This window comes from Cellulomonas fimi (assembly GCF_028583725.1).
Classification (GTDB): Bacteria; Actinomycetota; Actinomycetes; order Actinomycetales; family Cellulomonadaceae; genus Cellulomonas; species Cellulomonas fimi_B.
In genome coordinates this window covers 1479003-1500724 of sequence record NZ_CP110680.1, presented here as the reverse complement: position 1 = coordinate 1500724, position 21722 = coordinate 1479003, and the positions used below count along the sequence as shown (strand labels likewise).

Annotated in this window: 16 protein-coding genes; 9 read left to right on the top strand and 7 right to left on the bottom strand. The window is 76.3% G+C overall.

The window, feature by feature from the left end; translation table 11 throughout:
* From rfbB to OOT42_RS06890, 3 genes are all read left to right on the top strand, one after another.
* On the top strand, nucleotides 1-996 hold the full coding sequence (rfbB, locus tag OOT42_RS06900; RefSeq protein ID WP_273654144.1) for a dTDP-glucose 4,6-dehydratase: 996 nt from the start codon (nucleotides 1-3) through the stop codon (nucleotides 994-996).
* Nucleotides 997-1094: 98 nt separating this feature from the next.
* Nucleotides 1095-2351 carry an LCP family protein gene (locus OOT42_RS06895; RefSeq protein WP_273654143.1) on the top strand — a complete coding sequence of 419 codons (1257 nt, stop codon included), beginning with the start codon at nucleotides 1095-1097 and terminating at the stop codon, nucleotides 2349-2351.
* A 574-nt stretch (nucleotides 2352-2925) separates the two neighbouring features.
* Nucleotides 2926-3837 carry an LCP family protein gene (locus OOT42_RS06890; RefSeq protein WP_273654142.1) on the top strand — a complete coding sequence of 304 codons (912 nt, stop codon included), beginning with the start codon at nucleotides 2926-2928 and terminating at the stop codon, nucleotides 3835-3837.
* Between the two features lie 30 nt (nucleotides 3838-3867).
* Here OOT42_RS06890 and OOT42_RS06885 read toward each other — a convergent pair whose 3' ends face one another.
* From OOT42_RS06885 to OOT42_RS06875, 3 genes are all read right to left on the bottom strand, one after another.
* Nucleotides 3868-5055, bottom strand: a complete 1188-nt coding sequence (locus tag OOT42_RS06885) for an acyltransferase family protein (RefSeq protein WP_273654141.1) — start codon at nucleotides 5053-5055, stop codon at nucleotides 3868-3870.
* 107 nt (nucleotides 5056-5162) lie between these two features.
* Nucleotides 5163-5672: a 5-(carboxyamino)imidazole ribonucleotide mutase gene (gene purE / locus OOT42_RS06880; RefSeq protein ID WP_273654797.1), complete on the bottom strand. Its 510-nt coding sequence runs from the start codon at nucleotides 5670-5672 to the stop codon at nucleotides 5163-5165.
* An 88-nt stretch (nucleotides 5673-5760) separates the two neighbouring features.
* On the bottom strand, nucleotides 5761-6921 hold the full coding sequence (locus tag OOT42_RS06875; protein ID WP_273654140.1) for a 5-(carboxyamino)imidazole ribonucleotide synthase: 1161 nt from the start codon (nucleotides 6919-6921) through the stop codon (nucleotides 5761-5763).
* Between the two features lie 144 nt (nucleotides 6922-7065).
* On the opposite strand from OOT42_RS06875, the gene OOT42_RS06870 reads away from it, so the two are divergent.
* Nucleotides 7066-7575, top strand: a complete 510-nt coding sequence (locus tag OOT42_RS06870; protein ID WP_273654139.1) for a GtrA family protein — start codon at nucleotides 7066-7068, stop codon at nucleotides 7573-7575.
* 49 nt (nucleotides 7576-7624) lie between these two features.
* Here the strand turns inward: OOT42_RS06870 and manA are convergent, their stop codons facing one another.
* The 3 genes from manA to OOT42_RS06855 form a co-directional block, all read right to left on the bottom strand.
* Nucleotides 7625-8821 (bottom strand): mannose-6-phosphate isomerase, class I, encoded by a 1197-nt coding sequence (manA, locus tag OOT42_RS06865; RefSeq protein ID WP_273654138.1) that lies wholly within the window; start codon nucleotides 8819-8821, stop codon nucleotides 7625-7627.
* A gap of 153 nt (nucleotides 8822-8974) precedes the next feature.
* Nucleotides 8975-10297 (bottom strand): ATP-binding protein, encoded by a 1323-nt coding sequence (locus tag OOT42_RS06860; RefSeq protein WP_273654137.1) that lies wholly within the window; start codon nucleotides 10295-10297, stop codon nucleotides 8975-8977.
* 3 nt (nucleotides 10298-10300) lie between these two features.
* Complete coding sequence (locus OOT42_RS06855; RefSeq protein ID WP_273654136.1) at nucleotides 10301-10993, bottom strand: response regulator transcription factor; 693 nt, start codon at nucleotides 10991-10993, stop codon at nucleotides 10301-10303.
* Nucleotides 10994-11192: 199 nt separating this feature from the next.
* Here OOT42_RS06855 and OOT42_RS06850 point away from each other — a divergent pair, with 199 nt between their 5' ends.
* The 5 genes from OOT42_RS06850 (at nucleotide 11193) to OOT42_RS06830 (ending at nucleotide 21245) form a co-directional block, all read left to right on the top strand.
* Nucleotides 11193-12572, top strand: a complete 1380-nt coding sequence (locus OOT42_RS06850) for a sensor histidine kinase (protein WP_273654135.1) — start codon at nucleotides 11193-11195, stop codon at nucleotides 12570-12572.
* A complete protein-coding gene (locus OOT42_RS06845) occupies nucleotides 12569-13282 on the top strand; it encodes a response regulator (protein WP_273654134.1) in 714 nt (237 codons plus the stop codon). Before OOT42_RS06850 ends, OOT42_RS06845 begins: the two co-directional genes overlap by 4 nt.
* 179 nt (nucleotides 13283-13461) lie before the next feature.
* On the top strand, nucleotides 13462-14280 hold the full coding sequence (locus tag OOT42_RS06840) for an ABC transporter ATP-binding protein (protein ID WP_423775973.1): 819 nt from the start codon (nucleotides 13462-13464) through the stop codon (nucleotides 14278-14280).
* Nucleotides 14280-16805 carry an ABC transporter permease gene (locus OOT42_RS06835; protein WP_273654133.1) on the top strand — a complete coding sequence of 842 codons (2526 nt, stop codon included), beginning with the start codon at nucleotides 14280-14282 and terminating at the stop codon, nucleotides 16803-16805. Before OOT42_RS06840 ends, OOT42_RS06835 begins: the two co-directional genes overlap by 1 nt.
* Nucleotides 16806-16901: 96 nt before the next feature.
* Nucleotides 16902-21245 (top strand): FtsK/SpoIIIE domain-containing protein, encoded by a 4344-nt coding sequence (locus OOT42_RS06830; protein ID WP_273654132.1) that lies wholly within the window; start codon nucleotides 16902-16904, stop codon nucleotides 21243-21245.
* Here the strand turns inward: OOT42_RS06830 and OOT42_RS06825 are convergent.
* A complete protein-coding gene (locus OOT42_RS06825) occupies nucleotides 21206-21550 on the bottom strand; it encodes a hypothetical protein (RefSeq protein WP_273654131.1) in 345 nt (114 codons plus the stop codon). The two genes, OOT42_RS06830 and OOT42_RS06825, sit on opposite strands and share 40 nt — an antisense overlap.
* Nucleotides 21551-21722: the final 172 nt, after the last annotated feature.

Below are 21722 nucleotides of genomic sequence, written 5' to 3'. Positions count from 1 at the left end.
GTGCGCATGCTCGTCACCGGCGGAGCCGGCTTCATCGGCTCGAACTTCGTCCACCAGACGGTCCGTGAGCGTCCCGACGTCCACGTGACGGTCCTCGACGCGCTGACCTACGCAGGCGACGAGCGCAGCCTCGACCCGGTCGAGGGCAAGGTCGTCTTCGCGAAGGGTGACATCGCGGACCCGGACATCGTCGACCACCTCGTGAAGGACGTCGACCTCGTCGTGCACTTCGCCGCGGAGTCGCACAACGACAACTCGCTGCACGACCCGTGGCCGTTCCTCCGCACGAACGTCATCGGGACGTACCAGCTCCTCGAGGCGGTCCGGCGCCACGGCGTCCGCTACCACCACATCTCGACCGACGAGGTCTACGGCGACCTTGAGCTCGACGACCCGGCGAAGTTCACGCCGGACACGCCGTACAACCCGTCGTCGCCCTACAGCTCGACGAAGGCGTCGTCCGACCTCCTGGTCCGCGCGTGGGCGCGCAGCTTCGGCGTGCAGGCGACGATCTCGAACTGCTCGAACAACTACGGGCCGTACCAGCACGTCGAGAAGTTCATCCCGCGCCAGATCACCAACGTCATCGACGGCGTCCGCCCCAAGCTCTACGGCTCGGGCGAGAACGTCCGCGACTGGATCCACGTCGAGGACCACAACAGCGCGGTGTGGGCGATCATCGAGAAGGGCCGCATCGGCGAGACGTACCTGATCGGTGCGGACGGCGAGGAGAACAACAAGACCGTCGTCGAGTCGATCCTGGAGATCATGGGGCAGCCGGCGGACGCCTACGACCTCGTGAGCGACCGCCCGGGCCACGACCTGCGCTACGCGATCGACTCGACGAAGCTGCGCGAGGAGCTCGGCTGGAGCCCGCGCTACGGCAACTTCCGCGCCGGCCTCGAGGCGACCGTGCAGTGGTACCGCGACAACGAGTCGTGGTGGCGCCCGCAGAAGGACGCGACCGAGGCCAAGTACGCGCAGCTCGGGCGCTGACCGGCGCGCCCGGCGCGTCGCTCATCTGCACAGATCCTTTACGACGCCCGCCCGCGCAATGCGCGGTGCGGTGACGCCGTTCTCCTACGATCGATGCCGTGACCTCACGCCACGTCGCCGTGCCGCGCCCGCGCGCGGCACGGCACGCCCGCAACCCGCGCACCCACCGGATCCTGCGCGGGATCGCGCTGACGACCGTCGCGGTCGTCGCGTTCGGCGTCGCCGGGGCGGCGGCCGCGTTCACCCGGCTCCAGGGCAACATGGACCAGGTCGACGTCTCCGCGCTGGTCGGGCCGACGCCCCAGGTGACCCGCACACCCGACCCGGACGACCCGAACAAGGGCGCCCCGGTGAACATCCTCGTGCTCGGCTCCGACCAGCGCGACGGCGTGAACGCGCAGATCGGCGGCGACGTGGCGGGCATGCGGTCCGACACCACGATCCTCGTCCACGTGTCCGCCGACCGGCAGCGCGTCGAGGCCATCTCGATCCCCCGCGACTCCCTGGTCGACATCCCGTCGTGCACGATGTCGAACGGCAAGAAGTCGCGCGCGACGCACGGCATGTTCAACACGGCGTTCGCGACCGGGTGGGACATGGGCGGCGACATGGCGTCCGCGGCGGCGTGCACGATCCGCACCGTGCAGGAGAACACCGGCGTCCCGATCGACCACTTCGTCGTCGTGGACTTCGCCGGGTTCCAGTCGATGATCGACGCCATCGGCGGCGTCGAGATCTGCATTCCCAACGCGATGACCTCGAAGGACGCGGGGCTCAACGTCCAGGCGGGCGTCCAGCGGCTCGACGGCCCGACGGCCCTCGCGTTCGCCCGGGCCCGCAAGGGCAAGGGCGTCGGCGACGGCTCCGACACGAACCGCATCGGCAACCAGCAGCGCCTCGTGGCGGCCATGGCGACCGAGGTCCTGTCGAAGAACGTGCTGAGCGACCTCGGCCAGCTCGTGTCGTTCCTCGACGCCGCGACGAGCTCGCTCACGACCGACTCGGGGCTGTCGCTCACCGCGATGACCGGCCTCACCTACAACATGCGCTCCATCCGGGGTGACAGCATCACGTTCATGACCGTGCCGTGGGCACCCGCCAAGAGCGACCCCAACCGCGTCGAGTGGACGTCGGCCGCGACCGAGATGTGGGCCAACGTCGCCGCAGACCTGCCCGCGCTCGGCGAGCCCGAGCCGACCACGCCCACGACGACCGCGCCGACGCCCGGCACGACGGCGCCCACCGCCCCCGAGGCGACCGCGCCCGTCCCCGAGCAGCCGACGCCCGCCCCCACCAAGCAGGCGGGTCGCGAGGCGTTCACCGCCGAGGACACGACCGCGGTGTGCCCGGCATGACGGCAGGTGCCCCGTGACCCGCGACGGGCGTCCCTCGGCGCCGCCGTCGTTCACCCCCGCGGCTCCGCCGCGTCGGCCCGCGGACGGCGGTGACGGCGAGGCGATCGTCGTCGGGACCGACGCGCCCGCCTCCCGTCCGGCCCGCCCCACCCCGTCCACGCCCTCCGCGGGCGCGCCCTCGACCCCGCCGCGCGGCACCCCGTCCGCCGGGCGTCCGTCGAGCGCACCGCGACCCGCGTCGTTCTCGCCGGCGTCCGGCGGGTCCCGTCCCGCCGACGGCGCACCGGCGATCCCCGTCGGCGGCGCACGGCCCGCTCCGGCGACACGGCCCGCGCCGGCCCGCCCGCGAGCGGCGACCCCGGTCGGCGGCACCGCGGCGGCCGGCGGCACGCGTTCCGCGGGCGCCGCGACCCCGCGGTCCACGACGTCCCGTGCGGGTGCTGCGGCACGGCCTGCGGCGGCCCCGGGCGCACGGCCCGGAGGTCCGGGCGGCGGCCGACCGGCACCCGTCGGCGGCGGCGACACCCCGGCAGCCCCCCGTCGGCGTCGCGGCCGGCTCGTCGCGCTCACCGCGGTGCTCGTGCTCGTCGCGCTGCTCGCGTGGCCGATCGGGCTGGCGTACTGGGCGAACGGCAAGATCCAGCACACCCCCGCGCTGTCCGGAGCGGCGGGCACGCCCGGCACGACGTACCTGCTCACGGGCTCCGACTCGCGCGCGGACGGCGGGATCGCGGCCGACGGCACCGAGGGTGCGCGCACCGACACGATCCTGCTGCTGCACGTCCCGCAGGACGGGCCCGCGGCGCTCATCTCGCTCCCCCGCGACACGTACGTCGAGATCCCGGAGCACGGCGCGTCCAAGCTCAACGCCGCGTTCGCGTGGGGCCAGGCGCCGCTGCTGGTCCGCACCGTCGAGGGCCTGACCGGGCTGACGGTCGACCACTACGCGGAGATCGGCATGGCGGGCGTCGGCCACGTCGTCGACGCCGTCGGGGGCGTGAACCTCTGCTACGACGCCGACGTGAACGACCCGGACTCCGGCATGGTCTGGACCGCGGGCTGCCACGACGTGGGCGGCACCGAGGCGCTCGCGTTCGCGCGCATGCGCAAGGCCGACCCGAAGGGCGACGTGGGCCGGGCCGAGCGGCAGCGCCAGCTCGTGAGCGCCGTCATGGGCAAGGTCGAGCCGTCGTCGCTCGTGTGGCAGCCCTCGCAGCAGGTCAAGCTCGTCGACGCCGGGACCGGGGCGCTGACCGTGGACGACGGCACGGGGATCGTCGACATGGCGCGTCTCGCGCTCGCGTTCCGCGCGGCGACCGGTCCCGAGGGCATCACGGGCACGCCGCCGATCGCCGACATGAACTACCGGCCGGGCGACGTCGGCTCGACCGTGCTGCTCGACCCCGACCAGGCGCCCGCGTTCTTCGCCGCGATCCGCGACGGCTCGCTGCCGCCCGGCGTGGTCGGAGGCGTCCCGACGTCCTGACGACGGCGGCCGACCCGCGTCGGCACCCGGTCAGACGGGCAGGCGGACCTCCGCGAGCCCGCGCACGAGCCGCGGTCCCCGGTTGACGGGGTCCAGCACGAGCGCACGCGCACGCGCCAGGCCGTCCTCCGCCCAGCGGCGCAGCCGCGGACCGCACGGCACCTCGACGCACCGGTGCACGGCCCACGCGAGCGCGAGGACGACCGCGCACGCGGCGGCGAGCGCCACGGCGGCCGGCACGTGCGGCGCGACGAGGTGCACGACGTACAGGCCCCAGTAGTCGTGCACCAGGTACAGCGGGTACGTGAGGGCGCCCAGCGTCACGAGCCACGTCGCGCGCACCCGGGCGAGCGGCGTGAGGACCGCGCACGCCACGAGGGCGACGCAGACCACGACGCCCGCACCGAGGAGCAGCGTCGACGGCTCGTACCCGGTCGTCCGGGCGAGGACCGCGGCGCGCGACGGGACGACGAGCAGCAGCGCGAGGACCGCGTTGGCCGCCACGACGAGCCACGCGTCGAGCCGGTGGCCGTCGCGGTGCAGCACGTACAGGGCCATCCCGGCGGCGAACAGCGACGCGTAGTCCGCGACGAGCGCCGTCGCGAGGCCCGTGAGCCCTGTGTGCAGGGCGAGCTGTGCCAGCCAGGGCCACACCAGCGCGACCACCAGGACCCGCCGACGGTTCAGGCCCGCGAGCGAGAGCAGACCGACGAGCAGGTAGAACCGCAGCTCCGCCCAGAGCGTCCAGTACACGCCGTCGACGTGCGGCACCCCGAGGGCCGACTGGACCATCGTGAGGTTGACCAGCACCTGCGCCGGCTCGACGGCCTTGCCCTGCGGCCACAGCACGAGCAGCAGCCCGCCGGTCAGCAGCACACCCGCCCAGTACGCGGGGTACAGCCGCGCCAGCCGCGACGCCACGAGCCGCACCGTCGGCCGCCCCCACGCCGTGAGGAGCACGACGAAGCCGCTGATCACGAAGAAAAGCTCCGGCCCCAGCGACCCGTAGGACGTCCACCGCGGCACGTCGCCGAGACGCGCCGCCTGGTCGGGGCCCCACGCCGACGTCTGCCGCCCCGCCAGGTGGTAGGCGACGACCGCCGCCGCTGCGACGAACCGGAGCGCGTCCAGCACGACGAGCCGGGGCGTCGGCGCGTCGGCCGCGGACGGGGCGGGGGCGGGCGCGGAGGGGGCGGTGACGGCGGGCGCGGAGGTCATCCGACCGACCGTAAGCAGACCCCCGGCGGGTCCGCGCGGTGAGGGGGCGCGTGCGCCCGGTCGTGCACGGGCCCTTCACGAGGCCCGCGGACGCCGTCCGCGAACGCTCAGACGGAGAAGCCCGTGGCGGGGCGCCCGCCGGAACGGGCGCGCAGCCGCTCGCCCTTCGCGTCCGCCTGCGCCCGCAGACCGTCCTGGAACCGCGCCATCGCCTCGCGCAGACGGGCCGCGTCGTCGTCGCTCCCGGCGGCGAGGATCCGCACCGCGAGCAGCCCGGCGTTCCGTGCGCCGCCCACGGACACCGTCGCGACGGGCACGCCGGCCGGCATCTGCACGATCGACAGCAGCGAGTCCAGCCCGTCGAGGTGCGCGAGCGGGACGGGCACCCCGACGACGGGCAGCGTCGTCACCGACGCGAGCATGCCGGGCAGGTGCGCCGCTCCCCCGGCACCCGCGACGATCACGCGCAGGCCGCGTGCGGCGGCGGTCCGGCCGTAGTCGACCATCTTGTCGGGCTGGCGGTGCGCGGAGACCACGTCGACCTCGTAGGGCACGCCGAACTCGTCGAGCGCGAGCGCGGCGGCCTCCATCACGGGCCAGTCCGAGTCCGAGCCCATCACGATCCCGACCAGGGGCTGCGTCGTCGTCACGGTGTCTCCGTCCGTGCGGTCCGCGGCGCGCGCCGGGACGAGGGGGTGGGGGTCGTCACGGCTGCTCGCCGCGCAGCAGGGCGGCGGCGTACCGGGCACGGCGGCGCACGTCGTCCAGGTCGTCGCCGCTCACGTTGACGTGGCCCAGCTTGCGGCCCGGGCGCACCTGCTTGCCGTAGAGCTGGACCTTGGCCTGCGGGTCGGCCGCGGCGACCGCGTCGAGCGCGTCGGTCAGCTCGTCGAGGGAGCTGCCCAGGACGTTCGCCATGACCGTCCAGGGCGCACGGGCGGCGGTGTCACCGAGCGGCAGGTCGAGGACCGCGCGCAGGTGCTGCTCGAACTGGCTGGTCACGGCCCCGTCGATCGTCCAGTGGCCCGAGTTGTGCGGCCGCATCGCGAGCTCGTTGACCAGCACCGTCGGCGCCGCACCCGGCACCGCGACCTCGAACAGCTCGACCGCGAGCACGCCCACCACGTCGAGCCCCTCGGCGACGCGCACCGCGACGTCGAGCGCCTGGTCGCGGGTCTCCGGGTGCAGGTCGGGGGCCGGGGCGACGACCTCCGCGCACACGCCGTCCCGCTGCAGCGACTCGACGACGGGCCACGTGCGCACCTCGCCGCCCGGTCGGCGCGCGACCAGCACGGCGAGCTCGCGGGTGAACGGCACCTTCTGCTCGGCGATGAGGGCGGCGCCGGTGCCGTCGGCCGCCGCCGCGAGCCAGTCGGCCGCCTCGTCCGCGGTCCGGACGACGCGCACGCCCTTGCCGTCGTACCCGCCCCGGGTGGTCTTGACGACCGCCTCGCCGCCGTTCGCGGCGAGGAACACCGCGAGGTCGTCGGCGTCCGCGACGGGTGCCCAGCGCGGGCACGGCACGCCGAGCGCGGTCAGCCGTCGGCGCATGACGGCCTTGTCCTGCGCGTGCCGCAGCGCGCTCGCCGCGGGCCGCACGGCCACGCCCGCGCCGGCCAGCCGCTCGAGCAGGTCGTTCGGCACGTGCTCGTGCTCGAACGTCAGCGCGGTCGCCCCGTCGACGACGCGCTCGATCGCCGCCACGTCCGACGCGGCCCCGACGGGCGCGTCGACCACGACCTGCGCCGCCGACGACCCCGCGTCCTCCACGAGGACCCGCAGGTGCACGCCGAGGGCCGTCGCCGCGGGCGCCATCATCCGTGCGAGCTGACCGCCGCCGACCACTGCCACCACAGGTGCTGCCACGGGCGCCGAGCCTAACCGAGCCGCCGCCGCGCACCTCCTCCCGTCCACGACCGCGCCGAATCGCTTCACCGGTCCCCCTCCGCCTGCCCCGCTCCCAGGTCGTCCCGCTATCCTCACGACAGCCCAGGGCGAGGAGACCACCACGTGAGTGCCACCGACGAGCGTCGCCTCGCCGACGTCCCGCGGGCGTCCGGCTCCCGGCCGCAGGCGGCCCTCCGGCTCGCCGCGCTCCGCGCCCGTGGCCTCGAGATCGCCCGGTTCCTGTCCGTCGGCGGCGTCGCGTTCGTCGTGGACATCGGCGTCTTCAACCTGCTGCGCTTCGGTCCCGGCGGGCTGCTGGAGGAGAAGCCGATCACCGCGAAGATCGTCTCGATGGCGCTCGCCACGGTCGTGTCGTGGCTCGGCAACCGCTACTGGACGTTCGCGTCGCACCGCACCGAGCGGCACGGTCGCGAGCTCGTCGTCTACGGGGCGATCAACCTGGTCGGCGCGGCCGTCCCGGTCCTCACGCTCGCGTTCTCGCACTACGTCCTGCAGCTCGACACCCCGCTGGCCGACAACGTGGCCACCGTCATCGGCATCGCCGTCGGCACGGTCCTGCGGTACGTCGGCTACAAGCGGTGGGTCTTCACCGGTCACCGCACGACCGCCTGACCGCACCGCCTGACCGCACCGCCGGGCGGCTCCCCCGGAGGGGACGCCGTCAGGGCACGTCCGCCTGGATGAGCACGCCGTCGCCCCACGCCGTGAGCACGCCGTCGCTCGCGGGCGCGAACGCCGACTGCCCCCGGGTGAGGACCATCGGCTCGCCGTCCTGCGCGCGCACCTCGACCTCACCCTCCAGGCACAGCAGCACGCGCGGGCCACGACCCGGGATGCGCGTCGCGCCCTCGTCGGTGAGGCGGGTCACGGACAGCTCGAAGTCGTCCACCGGGGCGTAGAAGATCTCGGTCGACGTGAACACGCGCTCGGGCGCGATGCGGATCGGCGGCGCGGCCACCGCGTCGAGGTTCGCGAGGAGCTCCGGCAGGTCGATGTGCTTGGCGGTGAGGCCCGCGCGCAGCACGTTGTCCGAGTTGGCCATGATCTCGACGCCGACCCCGTGCAGGTAGGCGTGCACCGAGCCGGCCGGCACGAACAGCGCGTCCCCCGGGTGCAGCGTCACCGGGTTGAGCAGCACCGACGTGACCGCCCCCGCGTCACCCGGGTACGCGGCCGCGAGGCGCATGACCGTGCGGTCCGTGCGCGGGCTCGGCGACCCGTCCGCGAGCCGCTGCGCGCACGCGTCGGCGAACTTGCGGACGTCGTCCTCGGCCGGGCGCGTGTCGGGCGACATGAGCCACTCGAAGGCCCGGCGCACCGCACCCGGCGTCGTGTCGGAGACCAGCAGCGCGTGCAGGTCGGCCGCGAGCGGCGCGTCGAGCCCGCCGAGCAGCTCGGCCACGCGCCGCGGAGCGCGGAACCCGACCATCGCGTCGAAGCGTGTGAGTGCGTAGACGAGCTCCGGCTTGTGGTTGCGGTCCCGGTAGTTGCGCTCGGGAGCGGCGAGCGGCACGCCCGCGGCGTCCTCCGCGGCATAGCCCGCTCGGGCCCGGTCGCGGCTCGGGTGCACCTGCAGCGACAGCGGCGACTCCGCCGCGATGACCTTGAGGAGGTACGGCAGCTCGCCGCCGAACCGCGTGCGCACGTCCTCGCCCAGCGTGCCCGTGGGGTCCGCCGCGACCAGGCGGTCGAGCGGCACGTCGGACCCGTCGTCGTGGACCACGGACGGCGCGCTCGGGTGGGCACCGAACCACGCCTCCGCCACGGGCCGGCCGTCCGGCACCGCGCACAGGAGGTCCGGGATCGCGGTCGTCGACCCCCAGGCGTAGTGCTGCGTCGCGGGCGAGATGCGGCGCACGGCTCCCCTTCCTCTCCGCGGACGTCGGCGGCACGTGGCGTCCCGCCCGCACCTTGCACGGCAGGTTACGGGACCGGTCCGCCGATCCAGGCGACAAGTGCGGGCGAAACCGACTTTTCGCCCGGTCGGCCCACGCCGCGTGACGCGGACGGGTCAGCGACGCCGGCGGTCGGGCCGCGCCGAGACGACCGCACCCAGCGGCAGCACGACGTCGGGGCGCAGCGACGCCGGGACACCCGACAGGAAGAGCGCGAAGACCGCGGGACGGCGCTGCGCGAGCTCGAGGCGCCCTCCGTCGGCGCTCGCGAGGTCGCGGGCCAGCGCGAGCCCCAGGCCCGTGCCGGCGCCCGACGTCACCTCACGCTCGAAGATCCGGCCCGCGAGCTCGTCGGGCACGCCCGCGCCCTCGTCGGCGACCTCCACCACCACCGCACCCGACGGCCCGCCGGTGCGCGAGCGCACCGTCGTGGTGCCCGCCCCGTGCTTGAGCGAGTTCTCGATGAGCGTCGCGAGCACCTGCGCGAGCGCGCCCGGTGTCGCGAGGACCTGCGTCTGCGCGTCGACCTCGACGACGAGCCGCCGTCCCGCCGCCGCGAACGTCGGCGCCCACTCCTCCTCCTGCTGGTGGACGACGTCGACGAGCGGGATGGCCTCCGTCGTGCCGCCCTGCGCGCGGCGGGAGCTGGTGAGCAGGTCGTCGACGACCCGCACGAGCCGTTCGACCTGCTCCAGCGAGATGCGGGCCTCCTCGCGCACCTGCGGGTCGTCGGTGGCCAGCATGATCTCCTCCAGCCGCATCGACAGCGCCGTGAGGGGCGTGCGGAGCTGGTGGGACGCGTCGGACGCGAACTGCCGCTCGGCGGCGAGCCGCCCCGCCATCCGGTCCGCGGACCGCGCGAGCTCGGCCGCGACGAGGTCGATCTCCTCGACCCCGGACGGCTCGAGGCGCGGTCGCACCTGGCCCGAGCCGAGCTGCTCCGCCGACGCGGCGAGGTAGACCAGCGGTGCGGCCAGCCGGTTCGCCTGCCAGATCGCCATCGCGATGCCCGCCGCGAAGGCGATCACCGCGGCCACGACGACGAGCGCGATCACGCGCGCACTCACCCAGAACACGTCCCAGAACGACACCGACAGCACCACGACGGCGTGCGAGTCGGTCGTGGTCTCGAGCGTGAGCGCGCGCCCCTCGACCGGGGCGCCCGCCTCGTAGATCTCGCCGTCCGTCGTGCGGACCACCACGTTCGCGGGGATCTCGTCGACCCGGCCGGCCGCCGGCTCGAGCATCCGGTCGGTGTACGCGATGCCGGAGTCGGCGCGGAAGTCGACGGTCTCCGCGGCGGACTCCAGCCGCACCTCGAGCCGGCGCAGCTCGTTCTCGCGGACCAGCTGCGCGCCGAGGAACGCCAGCGGGAAGCCGAGCAGGACGACCGCGACGGTGACCGCCGCGATCGTCGCCTGCAGGACGCGACGACGCACCTGTCAGACCCGCTCGCCGGCGCCCGTCTCGAACCGGAAGCCCATGCCGCGCACCGTCGTGACGTACCGGGGGGCGCCCGCGTCGTCGCCGAGCTTGCGGCGCAGCCACGACACGTGCATGTCGAGGGTCTTCGTCGAGCCGGTCGGGTCGGAGCCCCACACCTCGCGCATGAGGGTCTCGCGGGCCACGACCGTGCCGGCCGCGGCGACGAGCACGCGCAGCAGGTCGAACTCCTTCGCCGTCAGGTGCAGCTCGCGCTCGCCCTGGAACGCGCGGTGCGCCGCGACGTCGACGCGGACGTTCTGGGCGTGCAGCTCGTCCTCGTCGGCCGGGTCGCCGACGCTGCGCCGCAGCAGGGCCCGGACGCGCGCGAGCAGCTCCGCGAGGCGGAACGGCTTGGTGACGTAGTCGTCCGCGCCGGCGTCGAGGCCGACGACGAGGTCCACCTCGTCGGCGCGCGCCGTGAGCACCAGCACGGGGGTCGTGAGGCCCTGGTTCCGGATCGCGCGGGCGACGTCGAGGCCGTCCATGTCGGGCAGGCCCAGGTCGAGGACGACGAGGTCCGCCGCGGCGGCGCCGTCGATCGCACCTTGACCCGTGCCTTGCACGCGCACGTCGTAACCTTCACGCCCGAGGGCGCGGGCCAAAGGCTCGGCAATCGCGGGATCGTCCTCCGCCAGCAGCACCTGGGTCATTGCCCCATGCTAGGTCACGGGACGGTCTCGTCCGCCAGTGGGCACGCGATGTTCGCCGTGGTCCCACGGGTGCGGACCGCTCCCGCCGCCTGCGGCGCACGCGCCCCCGCGTCGGGTCCCCCCGCGGTCGGGCGCCCGCGGGCCTCGGGTCCGTCCGGGGGTGCACGCGGGACGTCGGCCGCGCGCCTAGGCTCGTCGCGTGACGTGGTGGGACCGGGTGCTGCGATGGGAGGACTCCCACCGGTTCGTCATCGACCTCGTGGGCACGCTGTTCGTGCTGCTCGTCGGCCTCACGCTCAACGTCAACTTCCTCGACGGCTCGTCGACGCGCACGGTGCCCGACCTGCTGGTCGCCTTCCTCCTCATCGCCCCGCTCGCGTGGCGCCGGGTCCGCCCCACCGCGTCCGCCGCGACCGTCTACACGGTCGCCCTGCTGCAGATGCTGTTCGTCACGCCGCTCATGGTCCCGGCGGACCTCGCGGTGCTCGTCGCGCTCTACTCCGTCACCGTGCACGGCCCGCGCTGGGCGCACCGCGTCGCGATCGTCGGCGCGGTCGTCGGCGGGATCCTCCTGCCGGTCACGCTCGCGACCTGGTGGAACCCGCCCTCCGCGGTGGCCTCGACGATCTTCGTGTGGTCGATCGCCGCCGCGGTGTGGGCGTTCGGCCTCGCGCGACGCTCCCGCCGGGAGACGCTCGAGGCCCTCGTCGACCGCGCCGAACGGCTCGAGCGCGAGCGCGACCAGCAGGCGCAGATCGCCACCGCGGCCGAGCGCGCCCGCATCGCGCGGGAGATGCACGACATCGTCGCGCACTCGCTCACCGTGATGATCGCCCAGGCCGACGGCGGGCGGTACGCCGCGGACGCCGACCCCGCCGCCGCCACGCGCGCGCTCGGCACGATCGCGGAGACCGGCCGCGCGGCGCTCACCGACATGCGCCGCCTGCTCGGCGTGCTGCGCGAGGGCCCGCCGACGCCGACCGGCAGCATCCCCGTGGTCACCGCCGGACCGCCCCTCGCCCCGGCGGGCGGTGGGACCGTCACGAGCCCGCCCGCGGCCTCGGGCCCGTCGACCGCGACCGGCCCCGCCGGCCCCACCGTGACCCCGCAGCCGTCCATCGAGGACGTGCCCGCGCTCGTCGAGCAGGTCCGCGGCAGCGGGCTGCGCGTGTCCCTCGTGCGCACCGGCACGCCCCGCCACCTCCCCCCCGGCGTCGGCCTCACGGCGTACCGCATCACGCAGGAGGCGCTCACCAACGTGCTCAAGCACGCGGGCCCCGACCCGTCCGTGACCGTCGTGCTGTCGTGGCGCCCGGACGCGCTCGCGCTCGAGGTGTCCGACGACGGCCGCGGCGCCTCCGCCGGCTCCGACGGCCTGGGCCACGGCCTGCTCGGCATGCGCGAGCGTGCGGCGATGTTCGGCGGCACCGTCAGCGCCGGTCCCCGGCCGGGCGGCGGCTACCGTGTCCGCGCCGAGCTGCCGACCGGCCCCGTCGTCGGTCCGCCACCGGCCGGCCGGCCGCCGACCGCCGACACCGCTCCCCCGCACCCCGCCTCCACGCGACAGGACGACCGATGACCGAGACCACCACGCCCCCCGTGCGCGTCGCGCTCGTCGACGACCAGCAGCTCGTCCGCGCCGGCTTCCGCATGGTGATCGACTCCCAGCCCGACCTCGAGGTGGTCCTCGAGGCCGGCGACGGGGCGCAGGCCGTGCAGGCGCTCACGCGCGCGGCCGGGCAGGTCGACGTCGTGCTCATGGACGTGCGGATGCCGACCATGGACGGCCTCACCGCGACGGCCCACCTCACCGCCGGCGCGTCCGACGCGCTCCCCGCGCCGCGCGTCATCGTGCTGACGACCTTCGACCTCGACGAGTACGTGCTCGCCGCGATCCGTGCGGGGGCCAGCGGCTTCCTGCTCAAGGACGCCCCGCCGGAGGAGATGCTCGCGGCGATCCGCACCGTGCACCGGGGCGACGCCGTCATCGCGCCGTCGAGCACGCGCCGCCTGCTGGAGCACCTCGTCACCGCCCTGCCGCCCGACCGCCCCGGCGCCCCGAGCGACCCCGCGCGCCGGGCCGTCGCCGAGCTCACCGACCGCGAGCGCGAGGTGCTCGTCCTCATGGCGAAGGGCCGGTCCAACACCGAGATCGGGCAGGACCTGTTCGTCGCCGAGGCCACCGTCAAGACGCACGTCGGCCGGATCCTGGCCAAGCTCGGCGCGCGCGACCGCGTGCAGGCCGTCGTCACCGCGTACGAGACGGAGCTCGTACGGCCCGGCGAGTGACCGCGGCTCCCCGCCGCTGCCCCGCCGGTCGCACCCCCGCGACGGGGACGTCAGCCCGTGGGCGGACCCCGCCCGTCGGCGGTCACGACCGGAGCCCGACGCGGGCGTCCCGCCTGCCGACCTAGCGTCGAGGTGTCGTCGACCGACGTCGTCCCGCCCGATCCTCGAGGAGCCCTTCCGTGGACACGACCGTGTACGTACCTTCCGGACCGACGCCCGGCCCGGGCCCGCAGCACGAGGCCGCGGTCGCGTCACGGGCGCGCGGGCTGACGAAGGTCTACGGGCAGGGCGCCGCCGCGGTGCGCGCGCTCGACGGCGTCGACGTGGACTTCGCGGCGGGGGCCTTCACGGCGATCATGGGGCCCTCCGGCTCGGGCAAGTCGACGCTCATGCACCTGCTCGCCGGGCTCGACCAGGCCACCTCGGGCGACGCCGTGCTCGGCACCACACGGCTGTCCGGCCTCGATGACGGCGCCCTCACGCGCCTGCGGCGCGACCGCGTCGGGTTCGTGTTCCAGTCGTTCAACCTGCTGCCGATGTTCACGGCCGAGCAGAACATCCTGCTGCCGCTCGAGCTCGCGGGGCAGAAGCCCGACGCCGCGTGGCTCGGCACGCTCGTCGACACGCTCGGCCTGCGGCAGCGGCTCACGCACCGCCCCAGCGAGCTGTCGGGCGGTCAGCAGCAGCGCGTCGCGATCGCCCGCGCGCTCATCGCCAAGCCCGAGGTCGTGTTCGCCGACGAGCCCACGGGCAACCTCGACTCCCGGTCCGGCGCGGAGGTGCTGAGCTTCCTGCGCCGCTCCGTCCGCGAGCTCGGTCGCACGGTCATCATGGTCACGCACGACCCGACCGCCGCCGCGTACGCCGACCGCGTCGTCCTGCTCGCCGACGGGCGGATCGCGGGCGACATCGTCGACCCCACACCCGACGCCGTGCTCGCGGGCCTCGAGGCCCTCCGCACGCTGGAGACCACCACCGACACGGCGGTGAGCGCCTGATGCTGCGCCTCACCCTCGCGCAGATGCGGCGCAGCGCCGGCCGGCTCGCGGCCGCCGCCGTCGCGATCGCGATCGGCACCGCGTTCCTCGCCGCGACGCTCGTCGCGGGGAACGTGCTCCAGCGCACCGGCTACGACTCCGTGACGGCGTCCTTCGGCGACGCCGACCTGGTCGTCACCGACGGGGCCGCCGTCCAGGACGTCGACACGGTGCGCGACGTGCCCGGCGTCGTCGCCGCGGACCCGCTCCTCCTGGGCGGCGCCGAGCTGTCGCACGGCACCCGCATCACGTACCAGATGCTGCTCGCGCAGCCCGGCGACGAGCGGCTCGCGTCGGTCGTCGCGCAGACCGGCCGCGTGCCCGCGTCGGCGAACGAGGTCGCGCTCCCCGCGACGACCCTCGACCGGCTCGACGCCGAGGTCGGCGACACCCTCGGGGTCCGGTGGTCGGCGCCCGCCGACGACGGCGAGTGGACCGAGCACGAGGGCACCGTCACGGTCGTCGGCCTCGCCGAGGACCCGGCGGGCGCCTGGTCCGCGTACGGCGGTGCCGGTCTCGCGACGACTCGGGACGTGCTCGAGTGGTCCGGCGAGGCCGGAGAGGACTCGGTGCCCGCACAGATCCTCGTGGTCACCGACGGCTCGTCGCAGGTCCAGGACGACGTCGCCGCCGCGCTCGCGGACGCCGACGTGCTGACCAAGCGGGAGGCCGCCGAGAAGGCGGTCGAGCAGCTCACCGGCTCGGGCAACGCGCTCGTCATGGTGGTGCTCGGGTTCGCCGCGGTGGCCCTCCTCGTGGCGGCGCTCGTCATCGCCAACACGTTCCAGGTGCTCGTCGCGCAGCGTGCACGGACGCTCGCGCTGCTGCGCTGCGTCGGTGCCGTCAAGCGCCAGCTGCGGCTGTCGGTGCTCTTCGAGGCCAGCGTGCTCGGCGTCGCGGCGTCCGTCGCCGGACTCGTGCTGGGCCTCGGCCTCGCCCAGGCCGCGCTCGCGGTGCTCGCCCGCGCCGACACCGGGACGCCGCTGCCCTCGACGATCACCGTCACGCCGGCCGTCGTGCTCGTGCCGCTGCTCGTCGGCACGCTGGTCACCGCCGCGGCGTCGCTCGTCCCCGCGCGGGAGGCGACGCGCGTGTCGCCCGTCGCCGCGCTGCGCCCCGTCGACGCACCGAGCGTCGGCGCACGCGGAGGACGCGTCCGGCTCGTCCTGTCGCTCCTGCTCCTCCTCGGCGGTGCCGCGGGACTCGTGCTGTCGGTCGCGTCGAGCGCCGCGGAGGCCGGGGAGCCGGTCCTGCTGCTCGGCGTCGGTGTCCTCGGCGGCGCGCTGTCCTTCGTCGGCGTGCTGCTCGGGGCCGTGTTCTGGATCCCGCGCGTCGTGTCGCTCGTCGGCCGTGCGCTCGCGACGACCGGGACGAGTGCCCGGCTCGCCGCCGCGAACACCGTGCGCAACCCGCGCCGCACCGCGACGACCAGCACCGCGCTGCTCATCGGCGTCACGCTCGTCGTCCTCATGAGCACGGGTGCCGCGAGCGCCCGCAGCTCGATCACGGCCGGGCTCGAGGACCACTACCCCGTCGACGTCGCGATCAGCGCGGTCGGCGGTGCGGGCGACGAGTCCGTGCCCGCCTCCGTGGTCGCAGACGTCGCCGACGTGCCGGGTGTGGAGCAGGTCGTCGAGGTCCCGAGCGCACCGGTCCTGCTCGACGACGGCACCTACGTGGTCCTGCGCGCTCCCGACCCGGCCGAGGCCGCCACGGTGCTGCGGGACGCGGACGCGCTCGACGCGCTCGAGGACGGCGCGCTCGTCGTGCCCGCCGCGCGCGCCGAGATGGTGCCGGAGGGCGGGGCGAGCGTGCAGGCGGTCGGCTCCGACGGCGACACCGTCGGCGACGCCACGACGCTGCGGGCCGTGCACTCCTCGCTCGGCGGGGTCGACGCGGTCGTCACGCCCGACACCCTGCGCGCGCTCGTCGGGGAGGCCCCCGTCCAGACGCTGTGGGTCCGCCTCGACGCGGACGCCGACGCCGGGACCACGGCGCTCGCGATCAACGACGCGCTCGGCTCGGACGCCCTCCTCGTGGAGAGCGCCGGCGCGGAGCGGCAGCAGTACGAGAACCTCATCGACGACCTGCTCGCGGTCGTCGTGGGCCTGCTGGGCGTCGCGGTGGTCATCGCCGTCGTCGGCGTCGCCAACACGCTGTCGCTGTCCGTCATCGAGCGTCGGCGCGAGTCGGCCACCCTGCGGGCGATCGGCATGTCGCGCCGGCAGCTGCGCTGGATGCTCGCCTACGAGGGCATGCTCATCGCGGGGATCGGGGCGGTGCTCGGGGCCGTGCTCGGCCTGCTCTACGGCTGGTCCGGCGCGGCGATCATCCTCGCCGGGATGGGCGAGCTGCAGCTCGCCTTCCCGTGGGACGACCTGCTGATCGTGCTGGTCGTCGCGCTCGGCGCCGGCCTGCTGGCGTCGGTGCTGCCCGGCCGGTCGGCCGCGCGGACGTCCCCGGTGGCGGCGCTCGCCGTCGACTGACGCCGAACCGACCGGCGGGCCTGTGGGTGACGGACACGTCCACAACACCCACGGGCCCGCCGGTCGCGCCGTCCGCGCACGCGCCAGCATCCAGGGGTGCGACTCCTCACCGTCCATCCCGACCGTGCGCGCGGGACCGCACCGTGCACCACGGAGGTCGACGTCGACCCCGGCACCACGGTCGCCGCGCTGCGGCCGCACCTCGCCCGCCTGACGGGCTGGGCCGGGTGGGCCAGCACGGCCGTCCGGCTGGCCGTCGACGACGCGGTCCTCGACGAGACGCATCCCGCCGGCCACCACCCCCTCGTCGCCGGGGCGCTGCTGCGCGCCGGGCCGGGACGTCCGCCCGTCGAACGGGCCGCGGTGCAGGCGCGGCGGCACGTCGCCGTGGTCGCCGGGCCCGACAGCGGGGCGGTCGTCGCGGTGCCGGTCGGCGGTGTCGTGCCGCTCAGCGACGTCGGCGCCGACGACGTCGCGCTCGGGGCGGTCACGGTGCGGGGGCGCGGGAGGCGCGTGCAGGTACGCGTCGCGCGGGCGGCGAGCGGTGGGGCGACGCGGCCCGACGCGCCCGCCGGCGGCGGGGTGCGGTCGGTCCAGCGCGACCGGCGGTCCGGAACGGCGGCCGCGGCCCGTCGGGTCGGGCGCGACCGGTCGTCCGGAACGGCGGCCACGGTCCTTCGGGTCGGGCGCGACCGGTCGTCCGGAACGGCGCCCACGTTCCGTCGGGTCGGGCGCGACCGGTCGACGGAGACGGCGGCCGGTGCCCGGTGGGTCCGGCTCGACCGGTCGGGTGCGCCCGCGCGCGACGCGCCGGAGGTTGCCGGTCGGTCGGGGCCGCACGCGCGCGGGGAGCGGGTCGGGCACGGCCGGGACCCGGACGGACGCGCCTGGCGCCCGCGCGGCCGGGCGCACCGCCTGCGGGCCGGCCGCTGGGTGCGATGGCACGAGCGCGACGTCCTGGTGGTCGGCCGGTCGACGCTCGCCCTCCGCCCGGCGCCGACGGCGTCCGTGGAGCACCGCGCGTCGACCGAGGCCGACCGCGCCGACGAGCGCGGCGGCGCCGAGCAGGCCGTCACCTGGCTCGCACCGCTCGCGGGCAGCGTCGCGCTGGCGGTCGTGCTGCGTCAGCCCGCGCTGCTCCTCGTCGGCCTCGTCGTCCCGCTCGTCGGGCTCGCCGTGCACGTCGCACGACGGCGACGCCGGCGGCCCGCGGCCACCGCCGACCCGGAGGCACCCGTCGCGGAGCGGCCGCCGCACGACCCCGCCGACCTCGTCGCCGCCACCGTCGCCGCCTTGCTCGGGTGGGGCGGCCGGGTGCGCGGAGGCGCGCCGTGGTCGGCCGACGGGTGCCTGGCCGTCGTCGGGGAGCCCGCGCAGGCGGCCGGCACGGCCCGGGCGGTCGTGCTCGCGGAGCTCGGGAGCCACGCGGCCGTCGGGCTCGCGGTCCTGGCGCGCCGTCCCGTCGACTGGACGTGGACGACGCCCGTCGAGCCGCGCGCGACGCTCCCCGCGCCCGACGACCCGAGGCACGTCGTCGTGTGCGACGACCCCGCGGCGATCGGTGGGCTCGCCGCGTGGCGGTCGAGCGCGCCCGCCCGGCACCGGCTGCTCCTCGTCCTCGACCGCCGTGCCGACGTCCCCGCGTGGTGCCGCACCGTGCTCGAGGTGCGTCCCGGCGGGGCCGTCCTCCACGTCGCGGGCGCGACGCAGCAGTCGGTGCCGTGGCACTCCGTGACGACCGGTCGCGCGCGGGCCCAGCTCGTCCGCGCGCGGACCGTCCGGGACCTCACGCGAGACGGGACGCCCACCCTGGAGCCACCGGGTGCCGTCGCGCTCGGCGACCTGCCCGACGTGCCCGCCGCGCAGCCGGCTGCGGTCGCGCGGGTGTGGTCCGAGGCACGGCCGGGGCTGGTCGCCCCGCTCGGCCGGGGTCCGGGCAGCCGCGAGGTCCGCGTCGACCTCGTCGCCGACGGTCCGCACGCGCTCGTCGCGGGGACCACCGGCGCCGGCAAGTCCGAGCTGCTCAGCACGCTGGTCCTGGCCCTCGCGCTCGCGCAGCCACCGGACCGGCTGGCCGTCCTGCTCGTGGACTTCAAGGGCGGCACCGGCCTCGGGGGCGTCGCCGGGCTCCCCCACGTGCTCGACCACGTCACCGACCTCGACGCCGCGCGCACCACTCGCGTCCTCGCGGGACTGCGCGCCGAGACCCGACGCCGCGAGCGCGTGCTCGCCGTCCACGGCGCGCACGACCTCGCCGACCTCGACCCCGACGACGACGCGACCCCGCCGCGACTCCTCGTCGTCGTGGACGAGCTGCGGGCGCTCGCCGACGACGTGCCGGACGCCGTGCCCGCGCTCGCCCGCCTCGCCGCGCAGGGCCGCGCCCTCGGGATCCACCTCGTGCTCGCCACGCAGCGCCCGGCCGGCGTCGTCACCGCCGACCTGCGCGCCAACGTGGAGCTGCGGATCGCGCTGCGCGTCGCCGACGACGCCGACTCACGGGACGTCGTCGACGACGCCCACGCCGCCCGGCTCGACGCACGCACCCCCGGCCGCGCCGTCCTGCGCCGGGGTGCGCGGCCCGTCGAGCTGGTCCAGGTCGCGAGGCCGCGGCTCGGCACGGGGGCGCCGCCCGCGCGGCTCGCGGTCGTCGGTCTCCCGGGCGCGGCCGCCGGATGGGTGCCCGCACCGCACCCGGTGGGGCGTGGCCCTGAGGAGCACGCGGGCGACGGCGGGGCGGCGCCGTGGGTCCGGGCCGCCCAGGACGCCGCCCGCGGGCGGCGCGTGCAGCGCGTGCCCTGGGTGCCCGCGCTCCCGGACCACGTGAGCCCGGACGACGTCCCGCCCGGCCCCGGGCTCGCCGTGGCGCTCGCCGACCTGCCGGACGAGCAGCGACGCGCACCCGTCCGCTGGGACCCCACCGGCGGTCATCTGCTGGTGCTCGGCGGACCCGGGTCGGGGCGCACGACCACGCTCACCGGCCTCGGCGAGCAGGCGCTCGCGGCGGGCGTCCCCGTGCACGCCGTCGGGCTGCCCGACGCGGCGGTGGCACGGCTGCGGCGTGCGGACACCCACGGGCGGCTCGGCACGACCGTCGGCGTGCACGAGGTCCGTCGGCTGGCCCGGCTGCTCGAGCTCCTGCCCGCCTCGCCGGTGCCGTCGCTCCTGCTCGTCGACGGGCTGACCACGGCGCTCGACCACCTCGCCACGCTCGCCCGGGGCGCCGGCGCCGACCGCCTCACGGCCTGCTGGCGGGGCGACGCGCGCGTCGCGGTCGCCGCCGCCGCCGACGTCACGAGCGCGGCGCTCCACCACGCCGCCGCCTTCCGGGACCGGCTGGTCCTGCCCGTCACCGACGCGTCGCTCGACAGTCTCGCCGGGGTGCCGGCGCCCCTCACCGGCCCACGCGGGCCCGCCGGGCGGGCGGTGCACCTGCGCGACGGCGGTGCGGTGCTGTGCCAGATCGCCGAGCCGCCGCGCACCGACGCCGACCCGCCACGCCCCGGCGGCGACCGGTCCGAGCCGCGACCGCTCGACCCGGCCGTCGTGCGCGTCGCGGCCCTCCCGTCGACGGTCGTGCTGCCCGCCGCGCAGGTCACGAACCGCGCGGGCGTGCAGCGCGTGACCGGGACGGACGGCACGCTCGGCCCGGACGTGCAGCGCGTGACCGGGGTGCACGGCACGCTCAGCCCGGACGTGCAGCGCGTGACCGGGGTGCGCGGCACGCTCAGCCCGGACGTGCAGCGCGTGACCGGGGTGCGCGGCACGCTCTGCCCGGAGGTGACGGGGGCGGGCGGCGCGGTCGGCCCGGACGTCGCCGCGGGGCGCGGAGGCGCGATCGGCCCCGACGTGGCCGTGGGGCGCGGAGGCGACGACGCGGGCGAGGTCGTCGTCGACACGTCCCGCTCGCTCCTGGTCGCCGGCCCGCCGGGATCGGGACGCTCGACGGTCCTCGCCGTCCTCGCGGCAGGTCTGCGGGACCGCGGCACGCCGGTCGTCCGGCTCGCGACCGCCGCCGGGACACCGGACCCCCGTCTGGCCGACCTGCCCGCGGTCGCCCCGGACGACGTGCCCGACGACGCGGTGCTCCTCGTGGACGACCTGGACGAGCTCGAGCGCGCGTCACCGGCCGCCGCGGACGCGGTGGAACGCCTCGTGCAGGCGTCCGCCGGCCGTCGCGGCGGTCGGGTCGTCGCCTCGACGACGGCTCAGGCGGCGGGGGCGTTCCGCGGTCCGCACGCGGCGCTCGTCCGCGGCCGACAGGTGCTGGTGCTCGACGCGCACGACCCGGCGGGCGCCGAGCTCGTCGGGCCGGCCGCGCCCTGGCTGGTCGACCCGCGGGAGCGTCCGCCGGGGCGAGCGGTGCTCGTCGTCGACCGCCGGGCCGTACCGGTCCAGGTCTACGACGTGCGCGCCGGGGCGTCGTCGCCGGGGCGCTGAGTGGTCGCCGCGACCACGGGCGGGAGCAGCAGCAGGACGCCGACCGCGACCGCGACGGCGAGGACGGCGACGGCCCACGCCGTGACCTCCTGCCCGAGCCAGCCGACGGCGAGCACGACGAGCAGCACCTGCCACATCATGACCGGCGACCGGGCCCAACGACGGCCCGCCCACAGGCCCCGCGCGGCCAGGGCTAGCAGCGCCGCGATGCCGGCGCAGAACGCCACGAGGAACGCCGTCGGCGCCGCGAGGTCGGCCGTCCCGCGCACGAGCGAGACGACGAAGGCGACGCCCAGACCCGCCACTACCACGGATTCGAGCAGCACTAGGACACAGGTCACAGCGAGGAGGCGTGGGCGAGGTGTCACGGGACCGAGCCTAGGGGGCCCGGCACGCACGGTCGGGGCGCACCGGAGGGCCGGGACCCCGTCGCCATCAGGCAGTCTGACCTGGACAAACGTTCGGGAATCTGGCGGG